The following is a 15,348-nucleotide window of genomic DNA, read 5'->3' on the forward strand; positions in this document are numbered from 1 at the left end:
CATATGGAGGAACCCGACATGCGTATTGGAGTGCTCACCGGCGGTGGGGACTGTCCCGGCCTGAACGCGGTGATCCGCGCCGTGGTGCGGAAGGGTGAAGGGGTCTACGGCCACGAGTTCGTCGGATTCCGGGACGGCTGGCGCGGTCCGCTCGAAGGCGAGACCATGACCCTGGACACCAAGGCCGTGCGTGGCATCCTGCCGCGCGGCGGCACGATCCTGGGCTCGTCCCGGACCAACCCGATAAAGATCGAAGGTGGCGTCGAGCGCATCAAGGAGAACCTTGAGTCGCACGAGGTGGACGCGCTGATCGCCATCGGCGGTGAGGACACCCTCGGCGTGGCCAAGCAGCTCTACGACCGCGGCGTGCGGGTCGTGGGCGTGCCCAAGACCATCGACAACGACCTGAACGCCACCGACTACACCTTCGGCTTCGACACCGCCGTCAACATCGCCATGGAGGCGATCGACCGGCTGCACACCACCGCCGAGTCCCACCACCGCGCGCTGATCTGCGAGGTCATGGGCCGCCACGCGGGCTGGATCGCGCTGCACGCCGGCATGGCCGCCGGGGCGAACGTCATCCTCATCCCGGAGAAGCCGTTCGACATCGACAAGGTCTGCGAGTACGTGGAGTCCCGCTTCAAGACCAAGTACTCGCCGATCATCGTGGTCGCCGAGGGCGCCCACCCGATCGAGGGCCAGATGGCCGTCCAGACCGGCGAGCTCGACGCCTTCGGCCACGTGCGGCTCGGCGGCGTCGGCGAGCGGCTGGCCGCCGAGATCGAGCGCCGCACCGGCAAGGAGGCCCGCACCACCGTGCTCGGCCACATCCAGCGCGGCGGCACTCCGACCGCGTACGACCGGGTGCTGGCCACCCGCTTCGGCCTGGGTGCGATCACCGCCGTGCACGACGGCGACTGGGGCAAGATGGTCGCCCTCCAGGGCACCGAGATCGTCCGCGTCGGCCTGGACGCCGCCACGGCCGAGCTCAAGGTCGTCCCGCCGCACCGCTACGAGGAGGCCGAGGTCTTCTTCGGCTAAAGGTTTATTGGGCTGAGAGCCTTCTGCGGCTGATCGGCCCCGTCCGGATACGGCCCGCGCATTGGAGCGCGGGCCGTTTTCAGTTCGTGGGACTTTCACGCTGGGACTCTTAGTCGCGGCGACGTGACCGGCCTTTGTCATACTTCTGGGCAACCGGTAGGGGGAGGCGCGCCGATGGGCATCGAAGGGCCGTTCTGGCGGGCCATCGCGGTCTTCCGGATCGCCTCCGTGGTGTACGCGGCGGTGCTGCTGCTCCGGGCGGGCGGGTACGCGCACCCGGTGACCGGATGGATCGTCATCGGGGTGATGGCGTTCTGGACCGGGATCGCCACCCTGGCCTACGCGCAACCGGGTGTGCGCGGCTGGCCGCTGCTGGTGCTGGACCTGCTCACGGCCGTCGGGTGCCTGCTGGCCACGCCGTACGTGCAGGGGTCGCTGGCCACCCCCGGCACCATGCCGATCACCGCCACCTGGGTGGCCGCGCCGGTGCTGGCCTGGGGCGTGCACAAGGGACGGCGGGCCGGGGCGGTGTCCGCGGCCCTGGTGTCCGCGGCGGACCTGTGGCTGCGCGCGCCTGGCTTCGACCTGGCGACGGTGCCCGTCAACGGCGCCGTGCTGCTCTTCATGGCCGGGGTCGTCATCGGGCACGTGGCCCAGCTGGCCAAGCAGGCCGAGGCGCGCATGCAGCGGGCGGTGGAGATCGAGGCCGCCGGACGGGAGCGGGAGCGGCTGGCCCGGGGCATCCACGACTCGGTGCTCCAGGTGCTGGCGCTGGTGCAGCGGCGCGGCGCGGAGATCGGCGGGGAGGCGGCCGAGCTGGGACGGCTGGCGGGGGAGCAGGAGGCCGTGCTCCGCGAGCTGGTCCGCTCCGGGCCCCGCCCCGAGCGCGCCCCCCGGCGGCGGCTGATACCGGCCCGCCGCCCCGCTTCGGCGGCGCCGCAGGACCTCGCCGACCTGTCCGACGCCCTCCGCCGGTACGGCTCCGCCCGGGTCACCGTGGCCACGCCCGCCGAACCTGTCACCCTGCCCCGCCGTACCGTGGAGGAACTGGTGGCCGCGGTGGGCAACGCGCTGGACAACGTACGGCGGCACTGCGGACCGCGGGCGCGGGCCTGGATCCTGGTGGAGGACGCGGGGGAGCGGGCGATCGTGACCGTGCGGGACGACGGGCCCGGCATCCCCGAGGGCCGGCTGGCCGAGGCGGCGGCGGAGGGACGGCTGGGCGTCTCGCAGTCCATCCAGGGCCGGATCGCCGATCTCGGCGGCACGGTCTCCATCCTGTCCTCCCCGGACGGCACGGAGATCGAGATGTCGGTGCCCTCGGGGCTATCGTGACTGGCATGAGGGTCATGGTGGTGGACGACCACCCGATGTGGCGGGAAGGTGTCGCGCGCGACCTCGCCGAGGCCGGGTACGAGATCGTCGCCACCACCGGGGAGGGCCGCCAGGCGCTGCGCATCGCGGCGGCGGTCCGGCCCGAGCTGGTGGTGCTCGATCTGCAGCTGCCGGATCTGCCCGGGGTGGAGGTGGCCAGGGGGCTGGGAGCCTCCGAGCATCCGCCGCGGGTGCTGGTCCTGTCGGCCAGTGGCGAGCAGGACGACGTCCTGGAGGCGGTCAAGGCTGGCGCGTCCGGATATCTGGTGAAATCGGCGAGCCGGGAGGAGTTCCTGGACGCCGTCAAGCGCACCGCCGACGGAGACGCGGTCTTCACGCCCGGCCTGGCCGGGCTCGTGCTCGGCGAGTACCGGCGCCTGGCCGCGCGGCCCGCCACCACCCCCGAGGACGACGGCCCCCGCCTGACCGACCGGGAGACCGAGGTGCTCCGGCTGGTCGCCAAGGGCCTGTCCTACCGGCAGATCGCCGAGCGCCTGGTGCTCTCCCACCGCACGGTCCAGAACCACGTGCAGAACACGCTCAGCAAACTTCAGCTGCACAACCGGGTGGAACTGGTCAGGTACGCGATCGAGAAGGGTTTGGCCGACCTCGACGGGTGACTAGAGTGGATGGGTTCCCGTGTTGCCGATGGCCGGGAACTCCCTCGGCTCAGCGCAGACGCGAGTTCTGGGGTTCTGAATTCGGGTCGAGGTCCGGGTTTGGTCCCGTCGCGCGCCCCCTGGCCGGGGACCGTCACACCCCTCGGAGGACTGCCGCGATGACCATGACCGCGCTGGGCGAGCCCTGTGTGCTGCTCAAGCTGGGGGAGATCGTCCTGAAAGGGCGGAATCGCGAGGTCTTCGAGCAGCGGTTGCGGGCCAACATCAAGTTCGCGCTCAAGGACCACGAGGTCGATCTCCGGCAGCGGCACGGCGTGATCGCGATCTTCCTGCCCGCGGGCACCGGTGTGGACGTGGCCGAGACGATCGCCACCCGGGTGGCCGAGGTGCCCGGCATCGTGCTGGTGCACCTGGCCTGGCGGGTGGCCAAGGAGCCGTCCGTGGTGGTCAAGGCCGCGCTGGAACTGGTCAGGGAGACCCCCGAGGTCGCCAGGCGGGCCCGCTTCGCGGTCCGCTCCCGCCGCCGCGACAAGCGTTTCCCGCTCCGCTCCAACGAACTCGACCACCTGGTCGGCGGCGAACTCGCCGACGCCTACGGCCTGCCCGTCGACCTGAAGAACCCCGAACTCACCGTCTTCGTCGAGGTGGACAGGGACGAGGTCTTCCTCTTCACCGACGGCCGCCCCGGCCAGGGCGGGCTGCCGGTCGGCTCCAGCGGTCGCGGCGTGGCGCTGATGTCCGGCGGCATCGACTCGCCGGTCGCCGCCTACCGCATGATGCGCCGCGGCGTCCGGGTGGACTTCCTGCACTTCTCCGGCATCCCGTTCACCACCACCGAGTCCATCTACAAGGCGTACGCGCTGGCCCGCCGCCTCGACGCCTTCCAGGGCAGATCCCGGCTCTGGGTCGTCCCCTTCGGCAAGGCCCAGCAGTCCATCCGCGCCTCCGGCCAGGACCGCCTCGCGATGATCGCCCAGCGCCGCCTGATGCTCAAGACCGCCGCCGAGGTGGCCCGCCGCCAGAAGGCCAGCGCCCTCATCACCGGCGACTCCCTCGGCCAGGTCTCCTCCCAAACCATGGCCAACATCGTCGCCCAGAACAGCGCCACCGACCTCCCGATCCTCCGCCCCCTCATCGGCCTCGACAAACGCGAGGTAATCGCCGAAGCCCGCCGAATCGGCACCCTCCAAATCTCCGAACTCCCCGACGAGGACTGCTGCACCCTCCTCGCCGCCCGCAACCCCGAACTCGCCGCCAAAATCGAAGACCTCAAGGCCATCGAACGCCGCCTCGACGCGGAAGAGCTGGCCGTCCAACTCGCCGACTCCATGCAGGCTTACAAGCTGGATTGACACGTTGGGCCCATGGCCTTGGCCGCTCTGTGCGCTCTGGTCGTTGTTCGGCAGTTCGTAGGCGGGCTGCCGGATCGCGAGGGCATGGCGATCCGGCAGATCCAACAGCGAGGTGGTATATGAGGATCCTTATCTGCCAGCGAAGGGGGACGGGTGCATCCCGCGGACACGAAATATGCCGAGTTGGTTAAGGCTGGCCTGCCGTCCCAGTTCTGCCTCACCTGGTGCGAGGAGCACGATCTCGATGAGGTCGCCCGTCGGTTCGGTGCCGACGTCGAGACGGGGCTGTGGGCCGATGAGGACGATATCGAGGAACTGGAGGAGGAGTATCCAGCCGAGTTGCTTCAACTCGTCGCAGTCGGCGACTGGACGGTCGCGCTCGAACCCGGTGGATTCCAGGGGTCTAGAAGCGTCGTCATGGAGGCGCTGTCCGTCGGCACACGGGCCTTCAGCGTCTACTGGAACGTCGAATTGGACAGTGCTGTCAGTTACGCCGTGGACGGTGTGGTGCGGACCACCTTCGATCTTGTCGAGGTTGAGGGGCGGACCGGGGCGGATCCCTCAGCGTTGGACCCGCTTCTCCGGGAGGTCGGCCTGCGTGCGGGACTGACGGTTCCGGAACTCAAGGCCCGCTCTCTGGCATTGGGCGAGAGGCTCAGCGGAGCCCTCCTCATACCCGACTGGCTGCGCCATCCACGGTACGTCTTCAAGATCGTCAACCCGCTCCCCGACGAACTCGTCCCGTTCGCCTACCGCTATCCGCGTGCGCCCTTCTTGGACGAGCCGGAGTTCGCGCGCATCCTCGCCGACCCGTCGCCCAGCATGGCGGCAGCTGTTACCAGGCAGGTCGCGGTCACAGTGATCGCGATCGCGGCGATCGAGGATCCGCTGGCAGAAGAGGTGCTGAGGCTGCTCGACCATGGTGAGCGCTCCACCGGAGAACGCGAAAGGCTGCGCGAACTCCTGATCCAGGATGCCGGGGCGCTGATGGAACAGGCGAAGCTGCTCGGTGACGGACTTGAGGCGGAACGGCTAACCCTCGCAGGCAAGGCCCTGCTCGTCTTGGACCGCACGCTGGAGCCCCTCCCTACGGAGGCTGCGCGGTCGTCCGCACGGATGGCGCGAGGTCTGCACGTACCGGACCGGGCGAGTTACATGCGACTGGTGGTCCTGGGCAACGTGATTGAGCGTATCAGCCAGTATGTGGACTGACCGCACCTCGGGCGCAGAGCATGTCAAATCGCTCTTTACTTCCTTGTGGATCAAATGTGAAGATCGCTTCGATATTCCACAGTGATCAGAAGGAAGGTCGGGGTGGATCCAATTTCCCGAGATCATGGAACGTTACGTCATCGCTACCGTCAGCTCAGGCTCGTGGTCGCGGCAAGCCTGGCCGCATCCCTGATCGTTCCCGTCCCCGCCGTCGCTGAGCCACCTTCTCCATCCACGGCGATGGCCACGGGAAGCCCGAACAACCCGGTGAGCATCGCGGAGCAGGAGGCGAAGCGACAGAACAAGCGAATCGAGATCGAGAGCTATCGATCGGAAACCGCGACCACGTTCGCCAATCCCGACGGAAAGACGCTCCACACCGAGGTGCACTCCGCACCGATTCGGATCAAGAAAGACGGCACCTGGCACGCGATCGACACCACGTTGGTGGAAGAGGGCGGTCTCATCCGGCCCAAGGTGGCCCAGAGCGACCTGATGTTGTCCCCGGGTGGTGACACCCAACTCATCAAAATCAAGGGCGAGCAGGGCTGGGCAGTCATAGCCGCTCCAAACAAGCTGCCGAAGGTAGAGCTGAAGGGCAACACGGCAACTTACCGTAACGCGTACGGGGCCAACGCTGATCTAGTCATCACCGTCACGCCTACGGGGTTCCGGCAGGAGATCGTGATCCGCCAACGCCCCGGAAAGGACCTCAAGCTGAGAGTCCCGGTCGATCTGCCCAATGGACTGAAGTTCGACAAGCGATCCACCCCATCGGTGCTGAGCAACGACGGCAGAAAACTCGTGGACCTGCCCGGCGCGACCATGATCGACGCCAAGGCGATGGCTGACCCCGAGAGCGGCAGGGTAGGAAGCGCTTCCGCGAGCATTGAACAGACGGCCCAGGGCGACACCGTGGTGTTGACCGCGAAGGCCGACTTCCTCGCTGACCCTGCTGTGACCTACCCCGTTACCGTGATGACGGCCTCCGACACCTGGGTTGGTGCTGGCGTCCCCGCTGACACCTTCGTCAGCCACAGCTATCCCAGCGGTTTGAGCAACAGCTCGTTGGACCGGATAATCGCCGGGCGGTCTAACTCCGGGACGGTCACCTGGCGTGGCTATGTCCGCTTCGATTTCCCGGATGAGCTGTTGGGCGGCACCGTCATCAACGGCGACTTACGGCTGTGGAACCACCGATCCCACACGTGCGATGACAACATCAGTCCCGGCATCGTAGCGCGAATGATCACTGGCGACTGGACCGTCTCCAGCCTGACCTTGGCCAATCAACCTTCCGTGACCTCAACGGGACAGGTGGGCATCAAGGGTGCCTACGACGAAATCAGCTGTCCAGAGGGCGAAGGCGAACTGTGGTATTCGATCGAACAGATGGTCCAAAGCTGGATGAACGGTACACCTCACCGCGGCGTTCAGTTCAGCTCGGCCAGCGAAACCGTGAGCCAGAACTGGCGCTGGTACCGTTCGTCCGAATACGGTGGCTATGAAACCTACCCCGCCACTCCCCGCGGCCCCGTTCTGATCATTGACTATGAACCGGACGTAATTGAACAAGATGTCGTAATTCCCACAGAACTCGATAATCTTACCATCGAAGGGCCAATCTCGTACGAGGACGCGATTGCCGGACAGCTGGAAATCGACTCCGGCCCACCAGCAGCTCCTGAGGTGACACCGGAACAGGTCCAGGCTCTCATGGAGCAGGCGACCGACACTTACGAAGTCAACCCTGACGATTTGGTCCCAGAAGAGGAGGATCCAACTCCTGACCAAACGCCGCCGTCCGTCATTGACACGGTTCCGTTGGCTACAGCCACCGAAGTCGGCACTGACACCATCATCCAGGCGACCTTCGACGAGCCGGTGTCGGGGGTGTCGGTCAGTGTCAAGAATGAGGATGGGGCGACGGTGCCCGGGGAATCCGCCATGGCCGGCGAAGAAAAGACGATCGTATTCACACCAAGCCAACCTCTTGCGGCGAACACCGCTTATACGGTGGAAGTGAATGGAGCTCAGGATGCCGAGGGCAATGTCCTTGCCGCTCCATACATCTGGTCTTTCACCACGGCAGGAGCCTCGGCAAGCCCGACGCCCACTCCCACGGAATCACCGACCGAGCAAGAGGTTTCGTTACCGCTCCAAACGGACATGTGGATCGACAGTTGGGGTTCGGTGGAAGCCGACGGATCTACTCTGTGGGCTGGTACATACCGCTACGAATCCAGCCAGATCATCGAGCGAACGTATCTGAAGTTCGATACTTCGTCCTTGGTCGGCAAGACCATCACCGATGCGAAGCTGGAGCTGTGGAACACACAGGCCTACGGCTGTGGTAACAGCGCATCAGGCATCAAGGCGCAGCGGGTAACCGCAGTGTGGAGCGCCGGTACTCTCAACTGGAATAATCAGCCCGCTGCCACGACCGGTGGTGAAGTATCAACCAGAGATCCTGGTGAATGCTCTGGAACGACACCGGCTGATGACTCCGCTGTCTGGAGCTGGCCGTTAACCGAGATCGTACAGAGTTGGGCGTCTGGTCAGAGTAACTACGGCCTGGTGTTACGCGGGGCCGACGAGTCCGCCTCCGCTCCCGAATATGATCGCGGCTGGGAAGCCAGCGAGGCCGAGCCTGCTACACGCCCGCCCCGGCTAACGGTGAAATTCGTCGATGGCACTGCTCCCAGTCCGACCTCGACGTCCACTCCGACCCCGGGTCCCGGAACCGACACAACTCCTCCCACCGTCGTCGAGGTCACTCCAGCCGACGGGGCCGAGAACGTGTCGCCCAATACACAGGTTCGAGTGACCTTCAGCGAATCTGTGACCAATGCGAGCCTCTCGTTGGTGGACGTGTTCACCGAAAGCGAGGTTCCGGGCAGTATGTCGATGAACGCCGCCGGTACGGTGCTCACGTTCACCCCGCATGACCCACTGGACTTCATCTACTACGCTGATGTCAGCGGAGCACGAGATGCGGCGGGCAATGTCATGCAGCCATTCTCCTGGTCATTCGCGGTGTTCTCCTGGATGAGTGCCAAGTCGAATTATCCGGCTACTGCTAAAGCCTCCGAAGTCACACCGAACGTGAGCAAGGCCTGGACCCGATCGGTCGATCAAAAAGGCGCCGAGGTCGTTACGTCCACCACACCCCAACTCATTGCGAGGGTGGCCGATCCGTTACACCGCAATGCCACAGTAGAGTTCCATGTCGAACATGATCCAAAGGAGCGGTCACAAGGCAGAGGCCTTATCTGGTCCGGATCCGCGCCCAACGTCCCTGCTACGGGAACGGGAATCGCCCAGGTCCCTGAAGGAAAACTGAAAGATGGGTGGAAGGTACGCTGGCGCAGCCGCGCGGTAATCGGCAGCACCGCAGGGCCATGGTCTGGCTGGGAAAGCATGGCCGTCCGGGAGGAGAAAACCGTCGCCGGTGTGGACAGGACGCCACCGGCCGGACTCTCCAGCGGAGATACGGTCGCGGCTGCGGCGCCCAAGACCTTCCCTTACTACCGGGTCGACTGGAGCACGTGCTACACCGACCTGCTGGCCCAGGTCAAACGGGAGCGACCCGGGGGGACATGGGCGGTAGGCCACACCACCAACCCCTACAACTGGTGCGCCGCAAAAGGATACGGTTTTCCGGTTTACAAATTGGTGACGAATGCGAGGACGGGCGAAGTAATCAGTGAGGAATTTCGGGGCCAAGTCGAGTTCAACCTCGCTGCCCGCATCTACACTTATGCCGGGGGCAAGGCAGGATCAGCCAACGCCGAGACCGATAGGCCATCGGGGAAGAACAGTCGTGACATCACTTTCACGTGGCGGATCACCGGTGTTCGCTACCGAGGCGACCTGTCATACTTCACCCCGATGACTCTCAGAGCGGGCATCGCCGTGAGCAGCAAATGTCAGGTCAACGATGGCCCCCAGCACAACGGGACTCCTGGCAAGAATGCACTCTTCACCGAGTGGGTAACCAACGCCGAGGCGGAATGGACTATCCGCGCCCCCAAGAGCCTCGGAACGGGAAGGAGTCTGTTAAGCGAATGCACGATCATCCCCACCCTGAGCTTCGCTTCACCCAGAACCATCACTACCCCTGGTGGTGACGTTTCGCGGGACATTTCTATTCAGCACCCGGTCATCAGATGTGACACCGCAGCCCTGATCGAGAAGTACACCGGTGGCTGTGTCCTTACCGATGTCAGCCCGGTGCTGATATTCGACGCAACCAGGATTGCCGGCATAAAGGAATCGGCCAAACACGTTTGGGATGCGTACTATCATACCGAGTGGACCTATCCGATAATGAGCGGAAAAAAGGTCCCCGGTCGCGCACCTCATGGCGTCCTTCATCGCATCGTCGATGGCGCCGTGCCCGGTCTGGAGGATCCAGATGAGGCGCCGAGTGGGACAATCTCGAAAAACAGAGCATATTCGATCAGTAAATGCCGGGAGAAGTGGCCCAGTGTAAAGCCGAAGGAAGAGGGGCTGGACTGCGACGAGTTCCCGTTCGCCAGCACAAAAGAAGGGTCGTTGTCGTCCGGCGGAAACTTCTCAGCCAGGTATATCGGTTACTCTGACAACCGCAAATCAGGCAACCAGTTGGGTCTCTTCTACCAACAAATGCGGAGACTCGGTAATGACCCGTTCTGGGTGTTCACCAACCCGCTTCCCGCAGAACGGGACCAGATGCCTCCTCGCTGGCCGTAACCGTATGACGTGAAACGTGGCCCGCCTGAGTCAGGCGGGCCACGTTCTATTGCCCCGAGCAACTCAGACGAGCGACTGCGGAGGGCGAGCACTCTGACACAGGGTCTGGCTGACCAGGGTTCGGTTCATCAGAGGGGAGAACGTTTGCATTGTTTGGGCGAGGGCGGGGAGGTCCTCGGTTACCAGGGCCTGGGGGCCGTCGCAGAGGGCCTGTTCGGGGTGAGGGTGGACATCGATGATTACGCCGTCGGCGCCTACGGCGAGGGCGGCGCGGGTGAGGGGGAGGACCAGGTCGCGACGGCCGCCCGAGTGGGAGGGGTCGATGATGACCGGGAGGTGGGAGAGGCGCTGGGCGACCGGGACGGCGGAGACGTCCAGGGTGTTGCGGGTGGCGGTTTCGAAGGTGCGGATGCCTCGTTCGCAGAGGACGATGTCGAGGTTGCCGCGCTGGGCGATGTATTCGGCCGACATCAGCCACTCGTCGATGGTGCCGCTCATGCCGCGCTTGAGCATGACCGGCTTGCCGGCCTTGCCGACCGCCTGGAGGAGGGCGAAGTTCTGGGTGTTGCGGGTGCCGACCTGGAGCATGTCGGCGTAGGAGGCGACCAGGGGGACGTCGTGGGCGTCCACGACCTCGGTGACGATCGGGAGGCCGGTCTGCTCGCGTACGTCGGCGAGGATGCGCAGGCCCGCCTCGCCCAGGCCCTGGAAAGCGTACGGGGAGGTGCGCGGCTTGAAGGCGCCCCCGCGCAGGAGGGTGGCGCCGGCCGCCTTGGCCATCTCGGCCGCCGCCAGGGTCTGCTGGGGTGTCTCCACCGCGCACGGGCCGGCTATCAGGGTGACCGTCTCCGGTCCGATCGGCACCCCGCCCACCCGCACGGTCGACCGTTCCGGATGATTCTCCCGGCTCACCAGCTTGTACGGGGTCGACACCCGCATTACCTCGGCGACGCCACGTTGCCCGCCGAGATTGAGCGCCGCGAACCGCTCCACGTCCCCGATCAGCCCGATGATCGTACGGCTGACGCCGCGCGACACGAACGCCTCGCCGCCCGCCGCCCCCACCAGGCCGACGATCGCCTCAATGTCCTCCGGGGTTGCCGTCGGTGTCATCACGATGACCATGTCTGTCTCCTGTTCGTCCCTTGTCCCGAGGGGTGTCTGAAAGTTTCATGAAACGCCGGAAGCCCCGGGTCCTGATGGACCCGGGGCTTCCGTTTCGCCACTGGTTGCTAGCGCAACAAGCGATGGCGACCGGTCCCTACGGGTCCGTCGCCATAGCTAAAGGAGAAGGCGCTAAGCACGCCCAAAATATACCGCACCGTGAGCCCTGGGTACCCAGCGGCGGGCGGTGTGACGACGGATGGCAGGATGAGCGGGTGGCGGAGAATCCAGTGGCGGCGCATCCCGAGGAGGAGAACCGGCTGCCTCCGGGTCAGTACATTCCGCGTGGCAGGCCCGTCATCCACTACGGGAGGGTTCCGGCGTTCCGGCCGTTCACCTGGCGCTTCCAGGTTTTCGGGGCGACCGCGAGCGGTGAGACGCACGCCTTCACGTGGGAGGAGTTCACGGCGCTGCCCCAGACCGACGTGGTGGCCGACTTCCACTGTGTGACCAAGTTCTCAATCATGGGCAACGAGTGGGCGGGCGTCCCCGCCTGCGCCCTCCTGTCGGCCGTGCCGCCTGCCCCCGGTGTCCGCCACGTCATGATCTGGGCCGAGTACGGCTACAGCGCCAACCTCCGCATGACCGACTTCGACCGCGAAACCACCCTCTTCGCCACCGAACTCGACGGCAAGCCCCTCACCCCCGAACGCGGCTACCCCGTCCGCATCGTCGTCCCCCACCTGTACGCCTGGAAAAGCGTCAAATGGGTCCGCGCCATCGAGTACCTAACCGAAGACCGCCGCGGCTTCTGGGAAGACCGCGGCTACCACAACATCGCCGACCCCTGGCGCGAACAGCGCTACTCCTACCAGGAAGACCCCGGCGACGGCCCGTCGTGAACTAGCGGGGTGGGGACGATTCCCGCGCGTGCGGGGACGACGACTTCTGGGACCTGGACCAACTCCGCTGGCCAGGACGATCCCCGCGCGTGCGGGGCCGACGCGAGAACCCGCGGCCCTCGCAGGAACTGGTCAGGACGATCCCCGCGTGTGCGGGGCCGACCTGTGGCAAGAGATCGAACTCATCCTCGACTACTTCCGAGCCGTAGGTCGGCCTGGTTGCTCTTTGTGGCCAGAATGATGTGGATAGTTGGCATATGCCGCGCTGAGCCCAGTGCCGTTCGACGCGTCCGGGCGACCGTTCGTCGTAACCGGCTCCACTCCTGTGATTACTAGTCGTAGTCTTCTCCCTCGTGCGCCTCTGATCCGGTCACACGGGGGATGGCCGGATCAGGGCCGCAGTTTCTTCAGGAGGGCGATGTCCTCGCGGTGTTTGTCTGCTTTGCCGGGTGTTTCGATACAGAGGGGGACGCCGTCCGCCACAGGGTGGCGCATCAACTCGGTGAAGGCCCGCTCCCCGATCTGCCCGGCGCCGATGTTCTCGTGCCGGTCCCGTTTGGACCCGCACGCGTCCTTGCAGTCGTTGGCGTGGAACATCTTCAAGCGCCCAGGCGCGACCTGGTGGAGTTCCTCCAGCATGCGAGCGACCCCGCCCGGAGCGGCCAGATCGTGCCCGGCGGCGAAGGCGTGGCAGGTGTCCAGGCAGACCCCGACCTTGGGGTGGGACTCCAGCGCCTCAAGATAGGGCCCCAGATCCTGCACGGTCGCGCACAACATCTGCCCCTGCCCGGCCATCGGCTCAAGCAGCAGATCGGGCCCGTCCTCCGGGATCTCGTCCAGCAACGGCAGCAGATGGTCGTGCACCTGCCGCAGCGCCGCCTCCCGGGTCTGGCTCACCGCCGACCCGGTGTGCACCACCACTCCGGCCGCCCCGATCTCGGCCCCGCGTCGCAGCCCGTGCCGGACCACCGCGACGGAACCGGTCAGCGTGGCCTCGGTCGGCGACCCGAAGTTGACCAGGTAGTTGACGTGCACGAAGACCGGCATCCCGGCCTCCCTGAGCTTGGCGTCCTCCCGCGGATCGCCCTCGCCGAGAGCCCAGCCGCGCGGATTGGAGACGAACACCTGCACCATCTCGGCGCCGATCTCGGCCGCGTACTTCAACCCGGCGGTGGCAAGACCCCCGGCCACGGGCACGTGCCCGCCAATGGGATTCCCTGTCATAGCGCACCCCAGCGTAGTTGGAGCAAGCTACAAAACCGGCCAGGCGACAGGCACGCAGGATGGGAGTTCCGGTTCCTGGCACCCGCCACCCCCACCGGTGTCTACTTGCTGCCATGCGCGATCTCGGCCGTTCCGACCTGCTCGCCTGCTGCGCGTCCACCCGGTGGGCCGACGCGGTGGCGGCGCATCAGCCGTACCGGACGCTCGCCGAGCTGACCGAGGCGAGCGAGCGGGCGCTCGCCGAAACGGACTGGCCGGACGTGCTGGAGGCGCTGGCCGCGCACCCCCGGATCGGGGATCGTGACGAAGGGGGCGACCGGGAGGCCGCCTGGTCGCGCGCCGAGCAGTCCGGTACGGCGCACGCCGACGCCGCCCTGCTGGAGGCGCTGCGCCAGGGCAACCAGGCCTACGAGCGAAGGTTCGGCCACGTCTACCTGATCTGCGCCACCGGAAGGTCCGCCGGGGAGATGCTCGACCTCCTGCTGGCCCGGCTGGCCAATGACGAGGAAGTGGAGCGCAAGATCGTCCGGGACGAGCTCGCCAAGATCGTCAAACTCCGTCTGGTCAAGCTGTGGGAGGGCCGATGACACTTTCGACGCATGTGCTCGACACCGCGCTCGGGCGCCCGGCCAAGGACGTGTTCGTCCGGCTCTCCTGCCGGGCGGCGCACGGGTTCGTGCCGCTGGCCGAGGGCCGTACCGACGAGGACGGCCGGATCAGGGAGTGGTCGCCGCTGGGCCGGGGCTGGACCGGCGAGCTGGACCCGGCCACCTACCGGCTGGTCTTCGACACGGCCGGCTACCTGGGCGAGGAGGCGTTCTTCCCCGAGGTGAGCATCGTCTTCACGATCGACGACGCCGGCGAGCACCACCACATCCCGCTGCTGCTCAGTCCTTTCGGCTACTCGACCTATCGGGGGAGTTAGGTTGTTCGTTCTGGGCCCCAACCGGTACGGCAAGGCCGAGACCCGGGTGGTCCGCGTCACCAAGCACGGCGACGCCCACCACATCAAGGATCTCAACGTCAGCACCGCGCTGTCCGGCGACATGACCGAGGTGCACCTGTCCGGCGACAACGGCGCCGTGCTGCCCACCGACACGCAGAAGAACACCGTGTACGCCTTCGCCAAGAAGCACGGCGTCGGCGCCGCCGAGGACTTCGCCCTGCTGCTGGCCCGGCACTTCGTGGACTCCCAGCCCGCCGTCCGGCACGCGCGGGTGGCCATCGAGGAGTATGCCTGGGAGCGGCGTGGCGGCCAGTCCTTCGTCCGCTCCGGCCGGGAGACCCGCACCTGCGTGGCCCACTACGACGGGGAACGCTCCTGGGTGGTGTCCGGTCTGACCGACCTGGTGGTGCTCAACACCACCAACTCCGAGTTCTGGGGCTTCGCCAGGGACGAGTACACCACCCTCCAGGAGACCCACGACCGGATCCTGGCCACCGCCGTCACCGCGACCTGGCGCCACTCCGGGCTCTCCGACTGGGACAAGTCCTACGAGAAGGCCCGCCAGGCGCTGCTGGCCGCCTTCGCCGACACCTACAGCCTCTCCCTCCAGCAGACCCTGTACGCGATGGGCTCCCGGGTGCTCACCGACTGCCCCGAGATCTGCGAGGTACGGCTGGCGCTGCCCAACAAGCACCACTTCCTGGTGGACCTGTCCCCGTTCGGCCTGGAAAACGACGGCGAGGTCTTCTACGCCGCCGACCGGCCGTACGGGCTGATCGAGGGCACGGTGGCACGCGAGGACGCGCCCCCCGCCGGACCGGCCTGGGAGTAGCGGC

General features: G+C 66.3%; 12 protein-coding genes. 10 read left to right on the forward strand and 2 right to left on the reverse strand.

The genetic code is table 11. The features are described from left to right. Positions 1-18: 18 nt before the first annotated feature. The 6 genes from KIP79_RS06085 to KIP79_RS06110 all read left to right on the forward strand — a co-directional run bounded on the left by KIP79_RS06085 (position 19) and on the right by KIP79_RS06110 (position 10,336). Positions 19-1,044, forward strand: a complete 1,026-nt coding sequence (locus KIP79_RS06085) for a 6-phosphofructokinase (protein ID WP_214103660.1) — start codon at positions 19-21, stop codon at positions 1,042-1,044. 174 nt (positions 1,045-1,218) lie between these two features. Next, complete coding sequence (gene macS, locus KIP79_RS06090; RefSeq protein ID WP_214103661.1) at positions 1,219-2,379, forward strand: MacS family sensor histidine kinase; 1,161 nt, start codon at positions 1,219-1,221, stop codon at positions 2,377-2,379. 5 nt (positions 2,380-2,384) lie between these two features. Continuing rightward, positions 2,385-3,038, forward strand: a complete 654-nt coding sequence (locus KIP79_RS06095) for a response regulator (protein ID WP_214103662.1) — start codon at positions 2,385-2,387, stop codon at positions 3,036-3,038. Between the two features lie 158 nt (positions 3,039-3,196). Continuing rightward, positions 3,197-4,390 (forward strand): tRNA uracil 4-sulfurtransferase ThiI, encoded by a 1,194-nt coding sequence (gene thiI / locus KIP79_RS06100; protein ID WP_214103663.1) that lies wholly within the window; start codon positions 3,197-3,199, stop codon positions 4,388-4,390. A 153-nt stretch (positions 4,391-4,543) separates the two neighbouring features. Continuing rightward, complete coding sequence (locus KIP79_RS06105; RefSeq protein ID WP_214103664.1) at positions 4,544-5,602, forward strand: DUF6461 domain-containing protein; 1,059 nt, start codon at positions 4,544-4,546, stop codon at positions 5,600-5,602. A 102-nt stretch (positions 5,603-5,704) separates the two neighbouring features. Beyond that, complete coding sequence (locus KIP79_RS06110; protein WP_214103665.1) at positions 5,705-10,336, forward strand: DNRLRE domain-containing protein; 4,632 nt, start codon at positions 5,705-5,707, stop codon at positions 10,334-10,336. 63 nt (positions 10,337-10,399) lie between these two features. Here the strand turns inward: KIP79_RS06110 and aroF are convergent, their stop codons facing one another. Further along, positions 10,400-11,461, reverse strand: coding sequence for a 3-deoxy-7-phosphoheptulonate synthase (aroF, locus tag KIP79_RS06115; protein ID WP_214103666.1), 1,062 nt, complete (start codon positions 11,459-11,461; stop codon positions 10,400-10,402). Positions 11,462-11,715: 254 nt separating this feature from the next. Between aroF and KIP79_RS06120 the strand changes: the two genes are divergently transcribed. Then, the gene (locus tag KIP79_RS06120) at positions 11,716-12,342 is read left to right on the forward strand and encodes a sulfite oxidase-like oxidoreductase (RefSeq protein WP_308169587.1); all 627 of its coding nucleotides are present in this window, start codon (positions 11,716-11,718) and stop codon (positions 12,340-12,342) included. A 390-nt stretch (positions 12,343-12,732) separates the two neighbouring features. On the opposite strand, the gene KIP79_RS06125 is transcribed toward KIP79_RS06120, so the two are convergent. Beyond that, complete coding sequence (locus KIP79_RS06125) at positions 12,733-13,566, reverse strand: deoxyribonuclease IV (protein WP_214103668.1); 834 nt, start codon at positions 13,564-13,566, stop codon at positions 12,733-12,735. Positions 13,567-13,679: 113 nt separating this feature from the next. On the opposite strand from KIP79_RS06125, the gene uraD reads away from it, so the two are divergent. Genes uraD through pucL form a run of 3 tightly spaced genes read left to right on the forward strand, consistent with a single transcriptional unit; the run spans position 13,680 to position 15,344 of the window. Beyond that, on the forward strand, positions 13,680-14,153 hold the full coding sequence (gene uraD, locus KIP79_RS06130) for a 2-oxo-4-hydroxy-4-carboxy-5-ureidoimidazoline decarboxylase (RefSeq protein ID WP_250212730.1): 474 nt from the start codon (positions 13,680-13,682) through the stop codon (positions 14,151-14,153). Then, entirely contained in the window at positions 14,150-14,491 is a 342-nt protein-coding gene (uraH, locus tag KIP79_RS06135) for a hydroxyisourate hydrolase (protein ID WP_214103670.1), read from the forward strand. The genes uraD and uraH overlap by 4 nt, the downstream gene beginning before the upstream one ends. Position 14,492: 1 nt before the next feature. Continuing rightward, the gene (pucL, locus tag KIP79_RS06140; protein WP_250212731.1) at positions 14,493-15,344 is read left to right on the forward strand and encodes a factor-independent urate hydroxylase; all 852 of its coding nucleotides are present in this window, start codon (positions 14,493-14,495) and stop codon (positions 15,342-15,344) included. Positions 15,345-15,348: the final 4 nt, after the last annotated feature.

This window comes from Acrocarpospora catenulata (assembly GCF_018476525.1).
Taxonomy (GTDB): Bacteria; Actinomycetota; Actinomycetes; order Streptosporangiales; family Streptosporangiaceae; genus Acrocarpospora; species Acrocarpospora catenulata.

Excerpts from the sequence above, each read along its gene's own strand:
- KIP79_RS06085 (WP_214103660.1), top strand. The coding sequence starts at position 19 with ATGCGTATTGGAGTGCTCACCGGCGGTGGGGACTGTCCCGGCCTGAAC.
- macS (WP_214103661.1), top strand. The coding sequence starts at position 1,219 with ATGGGCATCGAAGGGCCGTTCTGGCGGGCCATCGCGGTCTTCCGGATC.
- KIP79_RS06095 (WP_214103662.1), top strand. The coding sequence starts at position 2,385 with ATGAGGGTCATGGTGGTGGACGACCACCCGATGTGGCGGGAAGGTGTC.
- thiI (WP_214103663.1), top strand. The coding sequence starts at position 3,197 with ATGACCATGACCGCGCTGGGCGAGCCCTGTGTGCTGCTCAAGCTGGGG.
- aroF (WP_214103666.1), bottom strand. The coding sequence starts at position 11,461 with ATGGTCATCGTGATGACACCGACGGCAACCCCGGAGGACATTGAGGCG.
- KIP79_RS06125 (WP_214103668.1), bottom strand. The coding sequence starts at position 13,566 with ATGACAGGGAATCCCATTGGCGGGCACGTGCCCGTGGCCGGGGGTCTT.
- uraD (WP_250212730.1), top strand. The coding sequence starts at position 13,680 with ATGCGCGATCTCGGCCGTTCCGACCTGCTCGCCTGCTGCGCGTCCACC.
- uraH (WP_214103670.1), top strand. The coding sequence starts at position 14,150 with ATGACACTTTCGACGCATGTGCTCGACACCGCGCTCGGGCGCCCGGCC.